Origin of the sequence: Streptomyces sp. NPDC093544 (assembly GCF_040683495.1) — a bacterium.
In the GTDB taxonomy this organism is placed as follows: domain Bacteria; phylum Actinomycetota; class Actinomycetes; order Streptomycetales; family Streptomycetaceae; genus Streptomyces.
The window spans coordinates 240,505-259,953 of the sequence record NZ_JBFBEA010000015.1 but is presented as its reverse complement, the minus strand read 5'-3'; the positions used below and the strand labels follow the sequence as shown (position 1 = coordinate 259,953).

The 19,449-nt window shown below is 71.9% G+C and carries 14 protein-coding genes; 7 read left to right on the top strand and 7 right to left on the bottom strand.

Going from position 1 to position 19,449, the window contains the following annotated elements; genetic code table 11:
- Positions 1–48 precede the first annotated feature (48 nt).
- Together AB0N66_RS24140 and AB0N66_RS24135 are read left to right on the top strand one after the other, a co-directional pair.
- Complete coding sequence (locus tag AB0N66_RS24140; protein WP_365438617.1) at positions 49–1,614, top strand: amino acid permease; 1,566 nt, start codon at positions 49–51, stop codon at positions 1,612–1,614.
- A 57-nt stretch (positions 1,615–1,671) separates the two neighbouring features.
- A complete protein-coding gene (locus tag AB0N66_RS24135) occupies positions 1,672–3,225 on the top strand; it encodes a GMC family oxidoreductase N-terminal domain-containing protein (RefSeq protein WP_365438615.1) in 1,554 nt (517 codons plus the stop codon).
- Positions 3,226–3,297: 72 nt separating this feature from the next.
- On the opposite strand, the gene AB0N66_RS24130 is transcribed toward AB0N66_RS24135, so the two are convergent.
- The 4 genes from AB0N66_RS24130 to AB0N66_RS24115 form a co-directional block, all read right to left on the bottom strand.
- Entirely contained in the window at positions 3,298–8,166 is a 4,869-nt protein-coding gene (locus tag AB0N66_RS24130; protein ID WP_365438613.1) for a hypothetical protein, read from the bottom strand.
- 78 nt (positions 8,167–8,244) lie between these two features.
- Positions 8,245–9,123 (bottom strand): hypothetical protein, encoded by an 879-nt coding sequence (locus tag AB0N66_RS24125; RefSeq protein WP_365438611.1) that lies wholly within the window; start codon positions 9,121–9,123, stop codon positions 8,245–8,247.
- A gap of 136 nt (positions 9,124–9,259) precedes the next feature.
- Complete coding sequence (locus AB0N66_RS24120) at positions 9,260–10,786, bottom strand: hypothetical protein (RefSeq protein WP_365438609.1); 1,527 nt, start codon at positions 10,784–10,786, stop codon at positions 9,260–9,262.
- 147 nt (positions 10,787–10,933) lie between these two features.
- Positions 10,934–11,638 carry a GntR family transcriptional regulator gene (locus AB0N66_RS24115; protein ID WP_365438607.1) on the bottom strand — a complete coding sequence of 235 codons (705 nt, stop codon included), beginning with the start codon at positions 11,636–11,638 and terminating at the stop codon, positions 10,934–10,936.
- Positions 11,639–11,816: 178 nt separating this feature from the next.
- On the opposite strand from AB0N66_RS24115, the gene AB0N66_RS24110 reads away from it, so the two are divergent.
- From AB0N66_RS24110 to AB0N66_RS24090, 5 genes are read left to right on the top strand one after another with little or no spacing between them, the layout of a single operon-like run.
- Positions 11,817–13,136, top strand: a complete 1,320-nt coding sequence (locus tag AB0N66_RS24110; RefSeq protein WP_365438605.1) for an MFS transporter — start codon at positions 11,817–11,819, stop codon at positions 13,134–13,136.
- A 35-nt stretch (positions 13,137–13,171) separates the two neighbouring features.
- Complete coding sequence (locus AB0N66_RS24105; RefSeq protein WP_365438653.1) at positions 13,172–13,993, top strand: putative hydro-lyase; 822 nt, start codon at positions 13,172–13,174, stop codon at positions 13,991–13,993.
- Positions 13,994–14,012: 19 nt separating this feature from the next.
- Entirely contained in the window at positions 14,013–14,771 is a 759-nt protein-coding gene (locus tag AB0N66_RS24100; protein ID WP_365438603.1) for a 5-oxoprolinase subunit PxpA, read from the top strand.
- Positions 14,768–15,385, top strand: a complete 618-nt coding sequence (pxpB, locus tag AB0N66_RS24095) for a 5-oxoprolinase subunit PxpB (protein WP_365438601.1) — start codon at positions 14,768–14,770, stop codon at positions 15,383–15,385. The genes AB0N66_RS24100 and pxpB overlap by 4 nt, the downstream gene beginning before the upstream one ends.
- On the top strand, positions 15,382–16,251 hold the full coding sequence (locus AB0N66_RS24090; RefSeq protein WP_365438599.1) for a biotin-dependent carboxyltransferase family protein: 870 nt from the start codon (positions 15,382–15,384) through the stop codon (positions 16,249–16,251). Before pxpB ends, AB0N66_RS24090 begins: the two co-directional genes overlap by 4 nt.
- A 25-nt stretch (positions 16,252–16,276) precedes the next feature.
- Here the strand turns inward: AB0N66_RS24090 and AB0N66_RS24085 are convergent, their stop codons facing one another.
- Genes AB0N66_RS24085 through AB0N66_RS24075 form a run of 3 tightly spaced genes read right to left on the bottom strand, consistent with a single transcriptional unit; the run spans position 16,277 to position 19,406 of the window.
- The gene (locus tag AB0N66_RS24085) at positions 16,277–17,134 is read right to left on the bottom strand and encodes an SGNH/GDSL hydrolase family protein (RefSeq protein WP_365438597.1); all 858 of its coding nucleotides are present in this window, start codon (positions 17,132–17,134) and stop codon (positions 16,277–16,279) included.
- Positions 17,131–18,285, bottom strand: coding sequence for a glycosyltransferase (locus AB0N66_RS24080; protein WP_365438595.1), 1,155 nt, complete (start codon positions 18,283–18,285; stop codon positions 17,131–17,133). Before AB0N66_RS24080 ends, AB0N66_RS24085 begins: the two co-directional genes overlap by 4 nt.
- Positions 18,282–19,406: a glycosyltransferase family 1 protein gene (locus AB0N66_RS24075; RefSeq protein WP_365438593.1), complete on the bottom strand. Its 1,125-nt coding sequence runs from the start codon at positions 19,404–19,406 to the stop codon at positions 18,282–18,284. The genes AB0N66_RS24080 and AB0N66_RS24075 overlap by 4 nt, the downstream gene beginning before the upstream one ends.
- Between the last annotated feature and the right edge of the window lie 43 nt (positions 19,407–19,449).

Here is a 19,449-nt window from a genome sequence, read left to right as displayed (position 1 = left end):
ACTCCCCCTCCCGCCCGGGAGAACTCCCCTCTTTCCAGGAGGCCGCTCATGACCACCACGGCTCAACCACCCGAGAAACACAGTCACGACGACTCGGAACTCAACGAGTTCGGTTACAAGCCCGAGCTGAAGCGCACGCTCGGCAACTTCCACACCTTCGCCGCCGGTATCAGCTATATCTCCATCCTCACCGGTACCTTCCAGCTCTTCTACTTCGGCTACGGCAGCGGCGGGCCCGCCTACTGGTGGTCCTGGCCGATGGTCTTCGTCGGTCAGTTCATGGTCGCGCTGTGCTTCGCCGAGCTGGCCGCCCGCTATCCCGTGGCCGGCTCCGTCTACAACTGGTCGAAGAAGGTGGGTAACCCGCACATCGGCTGGCTCGCGGGCTGGACGATGCTGCTCGCCTCGATCGTGTCGATCGCCGCCGTGGCCCTTGCTTATCAGCTGACGCTTCCTCAGATCTCTTCCGTGTTCCAGTTCGTGGGCGACGGCACGGGCAAGTACGACGTCGCCACCAACGCCGTACTACTGGCCTCCGTACTCATCGTCTTCACCACCCTGGTGAATGCCCTCGGTGTGAAGCTGATGGCAAGGATCAACACGGCGGGCGTCTTCATCGAGCTGATCGCGACCGTCGTACTGATCGTGCTGTTCGCGGTGCACATCACGCGCGGTCCGCAGGTTGTCCTGGAGACGAACGGCACGGGAGCGGGCATGCCCGGCGGCTACCTCGGCGCGTTCCTGGTCGCCTCGCTCGCGTCCGCGTACGTGATGTACGGCTTCGACACGGCCGCGTCGCTCGGTGAGGAGTCCCGCGACCCCTCGCGCAACGCGCCGCGCGCCATCCTCCGCGCCATCATCGCCTCGTTCGTGCTCGGCGGACTCGTCCTGCTGTTCGCCCTGATGAGCGTCTCCAGCCTGAAGGGCGAGCAACTGTCCACGGACGGCCTGCAGTACATCGTCCTCAACGTGCTCGGTGAGGACGCGGGCAAGGCCATGCTGTGGTGTGTGTTCATCGCGGTCACGGTCTGTGCCCTGGCCGTCCACACGGCGGCGATCCGGCTGGCCTTCGCGATGGCCCGCGACAACAACCTGCCCGCCGCGTCCAAGCTGGCCAAGGTCAATCCGCGGTTCCAGACCCCGGTGCTGCCCGCGGTCATCATCGGCATCCTGGCGCTGGCGATCCTGGTGGTCAACATCCGCCAGCCGCAGATCTTCACCGTGGTCACCAGCATCGGCATCATCATGATCTACCTCGCGTATCTGGGGGTCACGGTGCCCATGCTGGTCGCCCGGCTGCGCGGCAAGTGGCAGCCGGCGGGCGACGGCAAGTTCTCGCTCGGCCGCTGGGGCCTGCTCGTCAACATCGTCGCGGTGCTGTGGGGCACGGCGATGACGGTCAACCTGATCTGGCCGCGCTCCGCGGTCTACAACGCGACCCCCCCGTTCCACTGGTACCTGCAGTGGGGTGCGCTCCTCTTCGTCGGCATCGTGATGGGAGGCGGCTTCGCCTACTACTGGTTCGTGCAGCGGCACCGGACCGGGGTCCTCGCCGAGCACCAGTTCCAGCAGGCGCCGTCCGTCCCGCCCGAGGCCGCGACGGCAGCCGAGTAAACGACCCGAAGCGAACAGCGACCGAGTAAGCGTCTGACTCAAGGAGGTCAACTCCCCATGACAGCAGATGAGTTCGACTACGTCGTGGTCGGTGGCGGCACCGCCGGCAACGTGGTCGCGGCCAGGCTCTCCGAGGACCCGTCCATCACGGTGTGCGTGCTGGAAGCGGGGCCCAGCGACGTCGGCGACGACGACGTCATGAAACTGGAGCGCTGGATGGGCCTCCTTGAGTCCGGCTACGACTGGGACTATCCGATCGAGCCGCAGGCCAGCGGCAACAGCTTTATGCGCCACGCCCGCGCCAAGGTGCTGGGCGGCTGTTCCTCGCACAACTCCTGTATCGCCTTCTGGGCACCCGCCGAGGACCTGGACGGCTGGGCGGCGGCAGGCTGTACGGGGTGGAGTGCGGCCGAACTCTTCCCGCTCTACCGGCGGTTGGAGTCGAACGACGCTCCCGGCGACCATCACGGCCGCACCGGCCCGGTGAAGCTGCGCACGCTGAAGGGCGAAGACCCCTGCGGCACCGCCCTGTTGGAGGCGTGCGCGCAGGCGGGCATCCCCACCACCGGTTTCAACAGCGGCAAGACCGTGGTCCGCGGGGCCAGTTGGTTCCAGATCAACTCCGACGCGAACAACATCCGGCAGTCTTCGTCGGTCGCCTACCTCCACCCGATCATCGGCAAACGGCCCAACCTGGAGGTCCGCACCGGGGTCCGGGCAAAGAAGCTCGTCCTCGACGGCCGTCGCTGCGTCGGCGCCGAGTACCTGGACCCGGACCTGATCCACACCCGGACGGTACGTGCTCGCCGCGAGGTGATCGTGTCCTGCGGGTCCATCGACACGCCCAAGCTGCTGATGCTGTCGGGCATCGGGCCCGCCGAGCAGCTGCGCGAGGTCGGGGTCGAGGTGGTGGTGGACTCGGCGGGCGTCGGCGAGAACCTCCAGGACCACCCCGAGGGCGTCATCATGTGGGACGCCAAGCAGCCGATGACCACCACGTCCAGCCAGTGGTGGGAGGCGGGCATCTTCTACGACACCGAACCGGGCCTGGACCGACCGGACCTGATGTTCCACTACGGCTCGGTGCCGTTCGACATGAACACCGTGCGCTGGGGCTATCCGACGTCCGAGAACGCCTTCTGCCTCACCCCGAACGTGACCCGCGCCAAGTCGCGCGGCACCGTGCGGCTGCGCACCCGCGACTACCGCGACAAGCCCTTGGTCGACCCGCGCTACTTCACGCACGAGCACGACGTGCGCGTGATGACGTACGGCCTGAAGCTGGCGCGGGAGATCGCGTCACAGCCCGCGCTGAGCGGCTGGGCGGGCGCCGAGCTGGCCCCCGGACCCGATGTCCGCACGGACGACGAGCTGCTCGACTACATCCACAAGACCCACAACACCGTCTACCACCCGTCCTGCACGGTGAAGATGGGCGCCGACGACGACATCTCGGCCCCGCTCGACGCCCGTCTGCGGGTCAAGGGGATCGAGGGTCTGCGCGTCGCGGACGGCTCCGTGATGCCGGACCTCATCTCCGTCAATCCGTGCATCACGACGATGATGATCGGCGAGAAGTGTTCCGACCTGCTGAAGGAGGACGCGAAGTAGGGCGCCCCGTAAAGCGCGCGGGGAACTGCGCGACCAGCCACAGCCGGCCCGCAGTTCCATACGGCCCTTCGTCTACGAGGCACTCGGCGCCGGGCGCTTGAACATCCGCGTCGCCGTGATCTCGCTGTGCACCGCCTCCCCCTCACCGGCCGGAGTCTGCTGAGGCAGACCCGGCCGGAGGTGTTCCTCCACGCTGATGTACTTCAGCCCGGCGCGCAGGTCGGCGTCGTTGCGGAGCCGGATGACGAGGGGGAACTCGGCGAGCGCGGTCGTGTCGAACAGGCCGGTGGTGTAGAGGAGTTGGACACCGAGCGCGTCCGACACAGCGCGCTGGAGCTCCAGCAGGTACGTCGCGTTGGCGCGCCCGATGGGGTTGTCCAGGAACAGCGTGCCGGCGTGCCGGTGTTTGTCGCGACCCCGGTCGTTGCTGCGCAGCGCCGCCATCGTGCAGTACAGCGCGATGGCGGCGGTGAGCAGCTGGCCGCCGGAGAACACGTCGCCCATCTGTCCGACGGGGACACGCTCGGCACGCAGTACGGCGTCCGGCTTGAGGATCTCGACGGCGACGCCCTTCGGCTGGAGCGCGGCGCCGACCCCGCGCAGCAACAGCGACATGCCGTCGCGGCGCATGTCCGAGTTCTTCTTGACCGCCGCGCGGGTGGCCTCGTCGACGACCTCGCCGAGCCGTTCGGCGAGCGTGGCCTGGTCGGGCTCCTCGAACCGGATACGCAGGAACTCCTGCCCGGACCACTCGCCGAGCCCCTCCGGAAGCCGTGACAGCCGCTGCGCGGACCGCAGGGTGGCGAGCGCCGACTCGACGAGCCCCCGGAGCCGGTCCACGATCGAGTCCCGGTTGCGCTCCAGCTGCTCCAACTCGTCCGTCAGCACGCGCAGTCGGGGAGCGAAGGCGTCCGCCCACTTCTGGGCGTGCTCCGGCAGCGCGGACGCGGGCAGTTCACGGATCTGCTGCCGCGCGGGGGTGCGCACCTGCTCGTAGCGCGTGGAGTTGGCATGCCGTACGAGGATGTCGCCGGCCTCGCGCACGGCGGCCTCGGCGGCGGAGAGGTCGCCGGCGCAGCCGCGCAGCGAGCGGCGGGCCTCGGCGGCGGAGTGCCGCGCCTCTTCGAGGCTGCCGGGGTAGGGCTCGGTCTCCTCCTGCTCCTCGTCGGAGTGTTCACGCAGCAGGTCCCTGAGCAGGGCGACGGTCTCGTCGAAGCCCCCGCCCGCGTCCTCGGCGGCCCGGTGCGCGTCGAGCAGTTCGGCATGGGCTTCCCGCGCCCGGCCCAACGCGTCGGTACGGGAGGCGAGTTCGCCGGTGGCCGTGCGCAGCAACAGCTGTGCGTGCTCGGCGTCACGCGGGACCAGTTCCTCCGACAGCTCGGTGTGGGCCCCGCCGTCCTCGGGCGCGTGCCGCTCGGCCTCGCCGCGCAGCCGCCCGAGCTGCTCGCTCGCGGTCGACATCCGGGTCTCCAGGAGCTGCACGAGCTCCTCGGCGCGGGCGACCGCGGACTGCCGGGACGGCCCGTCGGAGCCGTCCGTCGACTCCAGGAGCTGTCCCGCGCGTGTACGCACCTTGTTGCTGAGCCGGTCCCACTCGGCCAGCGCCGCGCTTTCCTCGGTCTCGGCCCGCGCCTGCTCGGCCCGCAGATCGGCGCCGACGCCGACCTTCTCGTACAGCTGCGATGCGGCCCGGTATGCCTCGCGAAGGGCAGGCAGGGACGGCTTCGCGGCCGTTGACTCGTCTTCCGGTACGTCGTCGGGGGCGCCCGCGATCTCCGCGCGCTCGGCGCGCAGCGCGCGGGCCGTGCGGCGCGCGTCGTCGGCGGCGCGCTGGGTGGCGCGGCGGTCCTCGTCGGCGGCGCGGGCGCGCTCCAGGCAGACCTGGGCGCGGGCCTCCGACTCCGTTGCCTCGTCGGCGAGTTCGCGCAGCTTGACCTGCCAGCCGGCCCGCTCGCGCAGCCGGAACGCGAGCCCCGCGAGCGCGTCGGCTGCGCGCCGGGCACGCTGGGCGCCCTCCTGCCGCTCGTCCCGTACCAGGGCGGCCTCGGCCGCCGCCTCGTCGGCTTCGGCCCGCACGGTGCGTGCCTCGGCAAGCTCGGCCTCGGCCTCCTCGGCGAAGGCGCGCGCGTCCCGGGCGGTCGCGGCGAGCTCCCCGAGCCGCCCCGCCGGGCACCCGGTACGCCAGGACGCGAGCCGCGCCGCCAGCTCACGGTCCTTGGCCAGCCGTCCTGCCAGCTCGCGGATGTCCTCGTCCCGCCGCGTCGCGCGGGTGCGCAGCGCCTGGCGCTCCTCGTCGGCGGCGTGCTCGTCGTGCATGGCCGGGTTCGGCGGTACGAGGAAGACGTCGCCGTCTCCCGCGTCGGGCGCCGGAGTCGGGGCGAGCAGTGCGGCGGCGGTACCCACGGCGACGGCGGACCTCGGCAGCAGGGCGGCGTCCGTGAGCGCCTCGCGGGCCCGGGCGTGGGTGGCCGGGTCAGTGATGATCACGCCGTCGACCAGCTCGGGCCGGGCGGCCAGCACGCGCGCGTGGTCGACGGGGTCGACGGCCTGCGCGAGGTAGCGCCAGCCCGGCAGCGCCGGGATCCCGTGCTCCCCGAGGAACTCGACGGTGGCGAGCACGTCCGGGCCGGGCGGCAGGAGGCCCCCGTCGCCGAGCGCCCCGAGGATCCGCGCGTCGTCGGCCGCGGCGGTCCGCAGGTCGAACAGCTGACGCTCGGCAGAGGCGACACCGTCGTCGAGCAGCTCACGCAGTTCGTCGGCGTAGTGGTCCAACTGCTCGGGGGTGAGGGGCCCTTCGGCCGCCGGCCAGGTCTCGTGCTGAGTCCTGCCGGCCTTGCCCGCCCCACCGGCCCCGTCCGCTCCAGCGGTTCCGCGGCCCGCCGCGGTGCGACCGTCCCTACCCCGCCCGTCAGAGGCGCCCTGTCCTTGAGGCTGGGCTTCGCCCTCGTCAGCGCCCGGGCGGGTACGCGTCGTGCGGGCACCTCGCTGAGAGTCGTCGCCGGCACTGTCGGCAACGCTGCCCGCCGCCCCGCGTCCTGAGGAACCCTCCGCCCCCGCCCTGGGGACCGGCACTCCACCGCGCACCCCACCCAAGGCACCCGGCAGACTCAACAACTCCGCCAGCCGCTCCTCCCCCGCCAGCCCCTCCGCGGTCGCCCGCTCGGCCTCGTACGACCGCTCCGCCGCCGTCGCCGCGTCCGCCGCGCGGGCCGCCGCCAGCTCCGCGCGGGACGCCTCGGAAGCTGCCTCGCGGGCATGCTCCGAGGCGCGCCGCGAGGCCTCCCGGGCGGTGTCCCAGCCCGCGACGGCCGTCTTCTCGGCGTCGCTGGCGGCAAGCGCGGCCCGCGCCGGGTCGGCGTCGGGGGCGCTGTCGTCGAGCCACCCGGCGCGCACCGCCTCGGCTGTCTCCTGCTCGACCTCGCTCAGGCGCTGACGCAGGTGCCCGACCTCGCTGCGGGCGCGCTGGGCGCCGGTGGCGGCGGCGGTCGCGTCCGCGTGGGCCCTCTCGCCGACCTCCTGGAGCCCGGCGGACCGCTCCTCTTCCTCGTTGGCGAGCGCATCCGCGCCGTCGGCGGCGCGGTGCAGGGCCCGTACGAGGTCGACGGCGGCCTTGGCCCGCGCGGCGAGCGCCGGCGCGGCGTCCCGCTCGGCCTCGCGGATCGCGGCGGCCACGCGCGCGGAGCGGTCGGCGGCCGAGCGATGGCGCAGCACGGCCTCGGCGGCCTGCCAGGCGGAGTGCAGCGTGCGTGCGTCGGCCAGCTCACGCTTCTGCGCGGCCGCGGCCTTCTCGGCCCCGGCAAGCGCCAACGAGGCGTGCCGGTAAGCCAGTTCCGCCGAGATCAGCGCGCTCGCCGAGCGGGCGCTCTCGGCCTCGGTGACGGTGTGTGCGGCGCCGGTGACCCGTTGCGCCAGCTCGCCTGCCCGCCCCCGCTCGCGCACGGCACGCGCGGAAAGGCGCCTGGCCAGTGTCCGCGTCCGCCGCTCGGCTCCCGCGTGGATGTCGCGGGCGCGTGCCCGTGCCTCGGCGGCTTCGACGATCCGCCCGAGCAGGTCCACGGACCCGGCGGTGAACTCCCGCTCGGCGATGAGTTCGGCGCGCCGCCCCAGCTTGTTGCCGAAACCGCCGACCAGGTCGGCGAGTCCGTCCGTGTCCCGGGTGTCGGTGACCGCACGCAGCAGCAGGTCCGTGAAATCGGAGTCCTTCTTGACCGCGAAGAGACCGGCGGCCTCACCCTCGTCGGCGTTCATCTCCCGCTGGTAGCGGAAGAGTTCGGGGTCCAGGCCCAGGTCTCCGAGGTGTTCGATCCAGCGGTCGTGGATCTCCTCCCAGTGCACTTCGAGGTGCGGATACGCCTTGCCCGCCTCGGTGATCGCGTCCCGGAAGCCCTTCATGGTGCGCCGTCGCCCCTGTGCCCCGGACGCGCCCTCCACGGGCGGCCGTACGGCGGTGGCCTCGGCGACCGGCAGATTGTCCAGGCTCAGCCCAGGACCGGGCCGGAACGAGTACCAGGCCTCGGCGAACTTCCGCGGGTCGTTGGAGACCTGCCGCCCCCGCCACTCGCTCACCTTGCCGACCACCACACACTCACCGGTCAGCGTGTGCTGCCACTCCAGCGCCACATGCCCGCAGTCGTCGGCGAGCAGGAACTTGCGCAGCACACCGGAACTGGCGCCGCCCAGCGTGTTCCGGTGGCCCGGCAGCATCACCGAGAAGATCAGCTTGAGCAGCACCGACTTCCCGCCGCCGTTCTCCAGGAAGAGCACGCCCGCGGGCGCCGGGCGACGCGGCGGCCCGACGGGCTCCTCCTCGAAGAACTCCGCCTGGGTGGGCGCGGGGTCGGGCACCGGCTGACCCACTCCTCGCAGGTCAAGCACGGTGTCGGCATAGCGCGCACCGGCAGGCCCGATGGAGTAGAGGCGGACTCGGGACAGCTCGTACATGGCGGCGAACCCTCGTAGTCGTAAAGGGAGGTGTGGCGGTCGGGCGGTACTGGCTTGTTCGGTTGTCGAGCGGCTCGGTCAGGAATGGAAGGGCAGTCCGGCGCCGACCGCCAGCTCCACGTCGTCGGTGTCCTCGGCGGGCAACAGGCTCGCGGTGCCGTCGGTCACCGGAACGATGCCCAGCTCAAGGAGCTCGGCCATGGCGGCACTTCCGGCCATGTCACGGACCTGGAGCTGATAGCGGGCCGTCGTCCGGTAGGTCCCTCCGGAGTCGTCCCCGGTGCGCTGCAGAAACCCGGAGTCGGTGAGGAACGCGACGGCCTTGCCGATGATTCCGGTGGTGGAACCGGCCAGTCTTCGCGCGTCCTTGGTGGCCCCGGTGGAGCTGCGCCGCGCCCAGATCCGCCAGGCCGACTCCAGTCCCGGCGTGTCCGTCGCAGGATCGGTGTTCTGCCCCTGCTCATCGGCCCGCTCCTCCAGCCGGCGGCAGGCCTGCCGTACGAACGCGTCGACTCCGTTGACCGAGACCCGGCCGATGTATCCGTCGTCCGCGAGGTCCTCGGGACGGGGAAACGACATGGCGGCGACGGCGAGATGAGCGAGCCCGTGCAGGAACCGGTCTCCCGAGTCGGCCGACGCCCGACGCGCGTAGTCGCCCATGCGTACGGCGAACACGGAGTCCTCAGCGGCGGTCACGGCCATCCCCGCGCGCGCGGACACCTCCAGGACGACCAGCCCCAGCCCGGCGGCCACGGCGTCCGCGAGCCGCGCGAACGGCGGATCCTCGCGGTACCGCCGTAGCAACTCCGCGTACTCCTGGTCGCGCGCGGGCTGCAACTTCGGCTGCAGCCCAAAGGCGACGAGCCGCGCGGCATCGGCGGCGTCGGCGGGCGTGACGGGCGCGTTCGCCGGTACGGCAACGGCCTCCGGCTCACTCCACTCGACGGGCTCGGTCACGGTTGAGACTCCTTGATCTGACAGACGAGGGTGCGGACAGCCGCCCCTTCAGGGGCGCGGGGCGTGACATCATGCGGCTCCGCCGCGTGGGCGCGACCAGCCACAGCCGGCCCGCAGCAAAAGGACGACCCACCGTTCACGCCGCCTCCGACCTGCCGGCTGCCATCCCCGCCGCATCCAGCAGAGCCATCCCCACAATGAGGTCGGCCCCGCCGAACTCCGGATCATCCAGCTCGACCCCGTCGTCCACCGCGAACAACAACTTGGGCTCACCCTGCCGATAGGCGGTCCCGACCGGCGGGCTGGCCGCGTGCACGGCCAACAGAGCGACCAGGTAAGGGAGTTCAGGGTCCCGTCGGCGGGCATCCGCGAGCAGCCCGGACAACCGCCGCGGCGCGTCGGCGGGAAGGTCGAGCAGCTCCATGGCACTGGTGAGCTGCTCCTCGCTGAACCGACTGTCGTCGGGCGTGGCGATCAGATCCGGCTCGGGCATCTCCGCCCCCAGATGCTCCCGCTCCATCGGCGGCGTCAGCAGGATGTCGACAAGGTCCCCGACCCGCACCGACACCGGCGTACGCAGCCCCGTCCCGCGGGCGAAGAACGCGTCCGTCACGTGCAGCGCCTGCTCGACAGGCAGCGGCAGCAGGGGCGCGACGAGATGCCCGTAGAGATCTATCCCCGAGGTCGTCATGGGCGTGGCGAAGGCCTGCCGGTCCTGCTCGGCGCGGAACAGCGGCCCGGCCTCCAGAAGCCGGGACTGCAATTGCGTATGCCTGCGGATGCAGTCCTTGACGATGTCGACCAGCTCGGCGGCACGCCGCTTCTGTTCGGGGTCCTCGGACTCGTCACGGGCCTTGCGGATGTTGGTGAGGATCGCGTTCTCGTGGCGATACCGGTCGGCGACGTGGTCGAGGGCCTCCGCGATCATGTCGGGAACGGTCTGCAGCCAGTCCACGGCTCGCACATTGCGCCGGGTCGCGTCGAGCGCCCTGCGGAGCGTCTCGGAGAACTGCACGGTCCGGTATCTGGCCTGCTCGGCGGCGAGTTGCGCGTCGGCGAGCCGGCCGCGGCTGATCAGCACCTCCAGCTTGACCTCGGCGGCGATCTGCGCACTCGTGACGTCGGTGTCGAGGGCGCCGACGAGCACGTTGACCGCTTCATCCGTCGTACGGAGATACACGCTTCCGCCGTAACCGGGTACTTCCTCGATCAGCTTGAAGTCGTAGTCACGGCGTACATAGGAGCCGTCGGGCGCGAACGTGCCGTATACGGCCCGGAAGCCGCGGTCGACGCTGCCGACGTTGATCAGGTTCTCCAGGACCCAGCGGGCGACGCGCTCGTGCTCGGCCACAGGGCGCTGCGGGGCCTGGGCGGCGATGCGCGGGATGAGCCTGGCCACTATCTGGTCGTGGTCGGCGCCCGTGTCGAAGTCCATGTTCAGTGTGACGAGGTCGATGGCGGCGAGGGCCACCTCCGCCATCCCGTAGACCGAGTACTCGCCGGCGAGATTCGCCTTGCGTACGTCGAGGTCGTGCAGCGGCGCGGTGCACGCGAGCGCGCGCAGCCGCCGCGCCAGACCCTCGTCGGCGGCCGGGCCCGGAGCCGGGCGCGGCCCCGCGCTGAGCTGGGGCGGAACGCTGTCCGTCGATGCAGGCGAAGTCACGGTGCACAGACTAGGTCCTCGGTCTGACAACGGTCGAAACGACGCAGAAGCGACCGCCGCCACATCAGCCACCACCACGCTGAAGCAACCGCCGTGACAACAGCCACAACCACGCAGAGCAACCGCCGTGCCGCCCGCCTCCGCCGCTCAGTCGACCCCCTGCGCCCCGTCGCCAACCCGCCGCCCGTACACCGCCACGAGTCCCTTGCGCGAGTCGTCGAGGTAGACCGCGAGCAGCCGCTCGGCCGCGTCCCGGTCGCCCTTCTGGAGGGTCTGGAGGATCTCGCGGTTACGCGCGAGATACGGCTCGTGCAGCCGCCGTGGGTCGTCCACCACGTGGAACGCGAGGCGCAGTTCGGCGAAGACACTGCGCATCACCTCGTCGGTGCGGGCACTCCCGGCGAGCGCGACGAGCTCCCGGTGGAAGTGGATGTTGGCCGTCGAGACACCCGTCCACTCGCCTTCGCGCGCCGCCCGCTGCCCGTTCGCCACGGCTGTCGCGAGGCCGTCCACGGCGTACGGCGGCTCACCGAGTCCCCGGACCACGGCGCACTCGACGAGCGTGCGGGTGCGGTAGATGTCCTCGACGTCCTCGACGGTCAGGACCCGCACGAACACCCCGCGGTTGAGCTCGTGGATGAGCAGCCGCTCGTGCGTGAGCAGCCGGAACGCCTCGCGCAGTGTGTTGCGTGAAACGCCGAGCGCTCCGCCGATGCTGTCCTCGGACAGCCGGGTGCCGGGCGGGAAGTACCCCTCGGCGATGCGACTCCTGAGGATGTCCGCGACCCGCTCCGCGGTGCTGGTGCGCCCCAGCAGGGCGCGATCGTCGGCCAGTCCGGTCAGCTCTGCCATGTCCGGAATTCAATCGCAGATACAAGAACGAAACAACATGGGTATTGAGGGATCGTTCAACGATCCTCTACCTTGTCGGTCAGGCGCCAGTCGCATGGCCGCGAAAACACGGCGCCACGCGCTTCCCGCACGGCACGGCTCAGTCCAAGCACCCTCCGTCCCTCATTGCGAGGTGCCCATGAGCACGACCCCTCCACCCCAGGCCCTGACCGCCGAAGACCGCCCAGAGGCGGCTGAACTCACCACCCAGGAAGGCCCGTTCGCCTGGCTGCACGCTCTCGGTCCGCGTGGCCGCCGCGCTTTCGCCGGCGCGTTCGGCGGCTACGGCCTCGACTCGTACGACTACTTCACACTGCCGCTGAGCATGGTCGCGCTGGCGGCGTACTTCGGCCTGGACAGCGGCCAGACCGGCCTGTTCACCACCGTCACGCTGGTCGTCTCGGCGGTCGGCGGCGCCATCGCGGGTGTGGTCGCGGACCGCATCGGGCGCGTCAAGGCCCTGATGATCACCGTGATCACGTACGCGGTGTTCACCGTGGCCTGCGGATTCGCGCCCAACTACGAGACTCTGCTGGTTTTCCGCGCCCTTCAGGGGCTCGGTTTCGGCGGCGAGTGGGCGGTCGGCGCGATCCTGGTCGCCGAGTACGCGAGCCCCAAGCACCGCGGTCGCACCCTCGGCGCGGTCCAGAGTTCCTGGGCCGTCGGCTGGGGACTGGCCGTGATCGTCTACACGGTGGTCTTCCAGTTCCTCGGCGACGACCTCGCCTGGCGCGTGATGTTCTGGACCGGCGCGCTGCCCGCGCTGCTCGTCGTCTGGGTGCGGCGCCGGGTGCAGGACGCTCCGGAGGCGGCCGCCGAGCGCAAGAAGAGCGCCCGGAAGGGCTCGTTCACTGCGATCTTCAAGCCCGCCACGGCCGACGGTCCCGGCCTTCTGCGCATCACGTTCTTCGCGGTCCTGCTGTCGACGGGTGTCCAGGGCGGCTACTACACGCTGGCCACCTGGGTGCCCACCTACCTCAAGTCGGAGCGCGGACTGTCCGTCGTCGGCACCGGCGGTTACCTCACGTTCCTGATCTCCGGGGCCTTCATCGGCTACCTCACCGGCGGCTATCTCACCGACAAACTGGGCCGCAAGCGCAACATCCTGCTCTTCGCGATCCTCTCGGCGGTGTGCATCCTGGCGTACGCCAACATCCCGAGCGGCGCCAACACCCTGGTCCTTGTGCTCGGTTTCCCGCTCGGCTTCTGTATGTCGGCCATTTTCAGCGGCTTCGGCTCCTTCCTCAGCGAGCTGTACCCGACGGCGGTGCGCGGCACGGGCCAGGGCTTCACGTACAACACCGGGCGCGCCGTGGGCGCCGTCTTCCCCACCACGGTCGGCTTCCTGGCCGACAGTTGGGGCGTGGGCGGGGCGCTGGTCTTCGGCGCGATCGGATACGCCCTCGCGGCCCTGGCGCTGATCGGGCTCCCCGAGACCCGTGGGAAGGAACTCCAGTGACTGCCACGACCTCTGTGATCCCGTCGATCCCAGTGATCCACACTCCCCAGGACCGCCCGTTGAGCCTCCTCGACAGCCACGCGCACGCGTGGACCCCCAAGAAGGCGCGCGCCAGGTTCCGTTCGGGCGTGTCGGGTCCCACCGCCGGAGTCGCCGCGGGCCACACCCAGGCGAACCTGATCTCGGTACCCGCCGACTGGGCGTACGACATGCTGCTGTTCTGCCAGCGGAACCCGAAGCCCTGCCCGGTCCTCGACGTCACCGACGCCGGTTCCTGGACCACTCCGCTCGCCGAGGGCGCGGACCTGCGCACCGACCTGCCGCGCTACCGGGTCTGGGAACACGGCGAGCTGGTGGCCGAGCCGACGGACGTGGTCGGTCACTGGCGCGGCGACCTGGTCTCGTTCCTCATCGGGTGCAGCTTCACCTTCGAGTGGGCGCTGAGCGAGGCGGGTGTCCCGATGCGCCACCTCGAACAGGGCCGCAACGTCGCCATGTACGTGACGGGCCGCCAGTGCCGTCCGGCGGGGCGGCTGCACGGCCCGATGGTGGTGTCGATGCGCCCGGTCCCGCCCGAGCACCTGGCCGCGGCGATCCGGGAGAGCAGTCTGCTGCCCGCCGTGCACGGCAGTCCGGTGCACTGCGGTGAACCGTCCGGGCTGGGCATCGGAGATCTCTCGCACCCCGACTTCGGCGACCGGGTGGACGCCGAACCGGACGACATCCCGGTGTTCTGGGCCTGCGGAGTGACACCCCAGGCGGCCGTGATGGCGTCCCGCCCGCCATTCGCCATCACCCACGCACCCGGCCAGATGTTCGTCACGGACACTCGTGATGAGCAGTACCGCGTGGCCTGAAGAGGAGAGACAGCACCTCATGACACCGATCGATCTCAACGCCGACCTGGGCGAGGGCTTCGGCCGCTGGCACCTGACGGACGACGAACAGCTGCTGTCCGTCGTCACCAGCGCCAATGTGGCCTGCGGTTTCCACGCCGGGGACGCGAGCACCATGCGGCGGGTGTGCGAGCTGGCGGCCGAGCGCGGTGTACGGATCGGCGCCCAGGTCTCCTACCGCGACCTGGCGGGTTTCGGGCGGCGCGCGATGGATGTGCCGCCCGACGAGCTGGCGGCCGAAGTGGCGTACCAGATCGGCGCCCTGGAGGTCTTCGCGCGTGCGGCGGGGTCACGCGTGTCGTACGTGAAGCCGCACGGCGCGCTCTACAACCGCGTCGTGCATGACGAGGAGCAGGCGGGGGCGGTCGTCGACGGCGTACTGCTCGCGGACGCCTCCCTGCCCGTCCTCGGTCTCCCGTCCTCCCGCTTCCTGAAGCTGGCCGAGCGGGCGGGACTGCCCACCGTCACCGAGGCGTTCGCGGACCGCGCCTACACCGAGGAAGGAACCCTGGTGCCGCGTAGCCAGGACGGCGCGGTGATCACGGACCCCGGCACCGTCCTCGAACGCTCGCTGGGCCTGGCCCGCTTCGGCGTCGTGACCTCGCACTCCGGGGAGCGCGTGGCGGTCCGCGCCCGCTCCTTGTGCCTGCACGGGGACACCCCGGGCGCGGTGGACATGGCCCGCCGGGTCCGCGCCGGGCTCGAGTCCTCGGGCGTCCGCGTGGAGGCGTTCGCATGAGGGCACTGCCGGTCGGTGACCGTGCCCTGCTCGTCGAGGTCTCCTCGGGCGACGAGGCACAGGCCCTGCACGCCGAACTGCTGCGCCGCCGCGCGGACGGCTCCCTGTCGGTCACGGAGATCGTCCCCGCGGCCCGTACGGTCCTCCTGGACGGCCTGGACGACCCCGTGCGCCTGGCGGCCCGCCTCGCCTCCTGGGACATCCCGGCACTGCCCGCGCGCGCGGAGCAGGCGATCGAGATCCCCGTACGGTACGACGGCCCCGACCTGGCGGATGTCGCGGCTCTGTGGGGGGTGCCCGAGCACGAGGTGCCGGAGATCCACGCGGCGGCCGAGTTCCGCGTCGCCTTCTGCGGGTTCGCGCCCGGCTTCGGCTACCTCACGGGGCTGCCCTCCGCGTACGACGTTCCCCGCCGGGCGACTCCGCGTACGACGGTTCCGGCGGGTTCCGTGGCGCTCGCGGGCCCGTACACCGGCGTGTACCCGCGTTCCTCGCCGGGCGGCTGGCAGCTGATCGGGACGACGGACGCGGTGCTCTGGGACCACGCGCGCGTGCCGGCCGCGCTGTTGGCTCCCGGCACCCGGGTCCGTTTCGTACCGACGAGGCGCTCATGACGGACCGGGCCCTCTCCGTCGTACGTGCCGGGGCCCTGACCACCGTCCAGGATCAGGGCCGCCCCGGCCACGCCCACCTCGGCGTACCGCGCTCCGGCGCCCTCGACGGGCCCGCGGCGGCGCTGGCCAACCGGCTCGTCGGGAATCCCTCCGAAGCAGCCGTCCTGGAGACAACGCTCAACGGGTGCGCTCTGCGCCCGCGTTCGCCGGTCACCGTGGCGGTGGCCGGCGCGCCCTGCCCGGTCACCGTGGACGGCCGTCCAGCGCCCTGGGGAGCGGCCGTACGCGTCCCCGCCGGCGCGCTGCTTGACGTCGGTCCCGCGCGCGCGGGAGTGCGCAGCTATGTGGCCGTCTCCGGTGGGGTCGCCGTGGACCCGGTCCTCGGCAGCCGCTCCACCGACCTTCTCTCGGGCCTGGGCCCCCCACCCCTCACGGACGGCATGGTGCTGCCCATGGGCCGCCCCGACACCCCACGCGCGCGCGTGGACGTGGTCCCGCACCCCGCGCCGCCGTCCGAGCTGGTCCTGCGGGTGACGCCGGGCCCGCGCGAGGACTGGTTCACGGCGGCGGCCCTGCGCACGCTGACCACCCGCGTCTACCAGGTGTCCTCTGCGAGCAACCGCATCGGCCTGCGTACGGAAGGGCCCTCACTGGAGAGGGCCGTTTCCGGCGAACTCCCCAGTGAGGGCATGGTCCTGGGTGCCGTACAGGTACCGCCCGACGGGAGACCGGTCGTCTTCCTGGCCGACCACCCGACCACCGGCGGGTACCCGGTGATCGCTGTCGTCCGCCCGGACGGCCTCCCTGCGGCCGCTCAGGCCGTCCCCGGCACGCCGGTCCGCTTCGTGGCCGTAAGACAGCGATGAAGCGGCCCGAGGCGAAGCCGAACCGTCACGCCGGGTCCGGCTGGTGTTCGGTCACCGTCAGGGCGGCCAGCGCGGCGACCACGGCGTGCGAGGCGCTCAGATCGAGGCGTGCGCTGGTACCGCGCGCCTTGTGGCGAACTTCGGCGGCGGCGAGGGTGAGCAGCTGCGGCAGCAGGTCCGTGCACCGCCGGGCGACCCACCCGGTCCCGGCGGTGGCCAGCCACCAGAGGCTCGCCGACCGGGTGGGCGCCGGGAACTCGGGCTCGGCGGAGGGCTGGACACCGGTGGCGATGCCCTGCTCCGCGAGAAGCGCGTGGAACCGGAGTGCGAGCGCCCGGTGCCCCTGCTCTCCCGGGTGCAGTTTGTCCGCGCTCCACATCGCGCGGTCCTTCAGCCAGTCCTCCTCGGCTGCGTGCAGATGCAGCGCCCCGTGCCGCTCGGACAGTGCGTGCACGACGGCGTTGACAGCCCGCTGCCGCCGGGCCAGCGGCCGGGCCAAGGCACCCGGCAGCCCGAGCATGTAGCCGGGGTCCGGGAGACAGGCCGTCATCACCACCGCTCCCTGGGCCCGGAACGCCGCGTACACCTTGTCGAGCCGCGCGGCCACGGAGTGGATGTCGAAGGTGTACCGCAGGGTGTCGTTGACGCCTATGACGACGGAGACCACGTCAGTTCCGAGGGCCATCGCCTCGGGCGTCTGGCGCTCCAGCACGTCCCGCGTCTGGGCGCCGCTGACCGCCAGGTTGACGAACTCCACGGGTGCGCCCGCCGGGGCGAGCCCCTGCGCGAGCAGTGCGGCCCACCCCCGCCACGCTTCGCCGACGGGGTCGCCCACCCCTTCCGTCAGCGAGTCCCCGAGGGCCACGAAACGAAGCGGTCTCATCCCACGCCCTCCTGCAGGCGCGGCCGCACCTCGACCACCGCGTCGTGCGCGGCGAGGAAGCCCTCGACGGCGGTGCTCCATCCGAAACACTCGGCACGCGTGCGTGCGGCCTCCCTGCGCTCAGCCTCGGGACGCTCCAGCAGCAGCCGTACGGCGTCCGCGAAGGAGTCCCCGTTGTCCGCGGCGGTGGCCCCGGCGGACCCGATGACCTCCGGCAGGGCGGACAAGGAGCTCGCCACCACGGGCGTACCGCAGGCCATCGCCTCCAGGGCGGCGAGCCCGAACGTCTCGGCGGGCCCGGGGGCCAGGCAGACGTCGGCGGAGGCCTGGAGCGCGGCGAGCGCGGCGCGGTCCGCGAGGTGTCCGAGGAAGGTGACGGGCAGCCTCCGCTCCCGGGCACGCTGTTCGAGCCGGGCCCGCAGCGGTCCGTCCCCGGCGACGACGAGGACCGCACGCTGTCCGCGCCGCAGCAGCGCCTCAAGACCGTCCAGCGCCGTTCCCGGCCGCTTCTCGACGGACAGCCTGGAGCACATCACGAGCAGGGCTTGGTCGACGCGCGCGTAGCGGGCGCGAACCACGGGATCCCGCAGCGAGGGGTCCCGGCCCACCAGATCGACGCCCAGCGGGGCGCGTACGACATTGCGGGCGCCGATCCGGACGAACTCGCGCTCGGCGAATTCCGTGGTGCACACGACACGCGAATAGGTGTGTGCGGTACGCACGTTGAGGGCGTCGGCGGTGCGCCGGGCCATTCCCTCGGGGAGCCCCCAGGTCCGCAGCACGCCGTCGGCGGTCTCGTGCGAGACCATCACGGCGGGCACCCGGGCCCGCCGCGCCCAGACGCCGGTCCAGCGCAGGGTGGTCCGGTCGGAGACCTCCAGGCGGTCGGGTGCGAGCGACTCCAGGAGCCGGGCGACCCGGCGCTTGTCCATGAGCACGCGATAGCCGCCGGTGCCGGGCAGCACCGGCCCGGGCAGCGTGATGACGCGCCCCTGCTCGGTCTCACGGTCGGTGGCGCGCTCACCGGGGACGATGAGCACCGGCTCGTGCCCCGCGGCCCGGTAACCGGTGCCCAGCTCGCGCAGCGCGGTGCGCAGGCCGCCGGAGGCGGGGGCGACGAAGTTGGCGAGCCGTACGATGCGCAGGCTCATGCCGCCACCACCATCCGCGCGGAGAGCACATCGTTGTAGTGCCCGATGAGCTGATCGCCGACGGCTGCCCAGGTACGGCCCTCGACCATGTCCCGGCCCGCGGCGCCGTAGGCGGCCCGCAGCTCCGGATCGGCGGCCAGGGCCCACACCGCGTCCCGTACGGCGGCCGCGTCGCGCGGCGGCACCAGCAGCCCGGTACGCCCGTGGGCCACCAGGTCGAGCGGTCCGCCCGCGGCCGGCGCGACGACGGGCACCCCGCTGGCCATGGCCTCCTGCACGGTCTGGCAGAAGGTCTCGAAGGGGCCCGTGTGCGCGAAGATGTCCAGCGAGGCGAAGATCCGGGCGAGTTCGTCACCCGTGCGACGCCCGAGGAAGACCGCTCCGGGCAGCTGCTCGGAGAGGCCGGCCTGGCTCGGTCCGTCGCCCACGATCACGAGACGCACGCCGTCCAGGCCGCATACCCCGGAGAGCAGTTCGACCTGCTTCTCGGGGGCGAGCCGGCCGACGTAACCGACGATCAGCTCACCGTTCGGCGCCAGCTCCCGGCGCATTTCCTCGTCCCGGCGGTCGGGACGGAAGCGGTCGGTGTCCACGCCACGCGCCCACAGCCGTACCCGCGGCACACCGTGTGTCTCCAGGTCGTGCAGGGCAACGCTGGAGGGGGCGAGGGTCCGGTCGGCGGCGGCGTGCACGGAGCGGATGCGCCGCCACGCGGTGGCTTCGCCGGCGCCCACATACGTACGGGCGTATCCGGCGAGGTCGGTCTGGTAGACGGCTACGGCGGGAATGCCGAGCCGGGCGGCCGCGGCCATGCCGCGGACGCCGAGGATGAAGGGGCTGGCCAGGTGAACGATGTCCGCGCGGTGTTCGGTGATGGCCGCGGCGACGCGTCGGCTGGGGAGAGCGACGCGGACCTGGGGGTAGCCCGGGAGCGGAAGGGAGGGGATACGGACGACAGGGCACGGCGCGGTGGCGTCGGGCCCGCTCCCGGCGGCGGTGGCCGGGGCGACGACGAGGGGAACGTGACCGCGATCGACGAGGTGCCGGGCGGTCTGAAGCGCGCAGTGGGCCACGCCGTTCACATCGGGGGGAAAGGATTCGGTCACGATGACGACACGCATACCCGTGTTGTCGCCCCGCTGGACGTGGCCGCGTCAACGTGGA

Bases quoted from the DNA above. Each gene is read 5' to 3' on its own strand.
- AB0N66_RS24140 (WP_365438617.1), top strand. From the start codon at position 49: ATGACCACCACGGCTCAACCACCCGAGAAACACAGTCACGACGACTCG.
- AB0N66_RS24085 (WP_365438597.1), bottom strand. From the start codon at position 17,134: ATGAGACCGCTTCGTTTCGTGGCCCTCGGGGACTCGCTGACGGAAGGG.
- pxpB (WP_365438601.1), top strand. From the start codon at position 14,768: ATGAGGGCACTGCCGGTCGGTGACCGTGCCCTGCTCGTCGAGGTCTCC.
- AB0N66_RS24090 (WP_365438599.1), top strand. From the start codon at position 15,382: ATGACGGACCGGGCCCTCTCCGTCGTACGTGCCGGGGCCCTGACCACC.
- AB0N66_RS24075 (WP_365438593.1), bottom strand. From the start codon at position 19,406: ATGCGTGTCGTCATCGTGACCGAATCCTTTCCCCCCGATGTGAACGGC.
- AB0N66_RS24115 (WP_365438607.1), bottom strand. From the start codon at position 11,638: ATGGCAGAGCTGACCGGACTGGCCGACGATCGCGCCCTGCTGGGGCGC.
- AB0N66_RS24135 (WP_365438615.1), top strand. From the start codon at position 1,672: ATGACAGCAGATGAGTTCGACTACGTCGTGGTCGGTGGCGGCACCGCC.
- AB0N66_RS24080 (WP_365438595.1), bottom strand. From the start codon at position 18,285: ATGAGCCTGCGCATCGTACGGCTCGCCAACTTCGTCGCCCCCGCCTCC.
- AB0N66_RS24100 (WP_365438603.1), top strand. From the start codon at position 14,013: ATGACACCGATCGATCTCAACGCCGACCTGGGCGAGGGCTTCGGCCGC.
- AB0N66_RS24110 (WP_365438605.1), top strand. From the start codon at position 11,817: ATGAGCACGACCCCTCCACCCCAGGCCCTGACCGCCGAAGACCGCCCA.
- AB0N66_RS24130 (WP_365438613.1), bottom strand. From the start codon at position 8,166: ATGTACGAGCTGTCCCGAGTCCGCCTCTACTCCATCGGGCCTGCCGGT.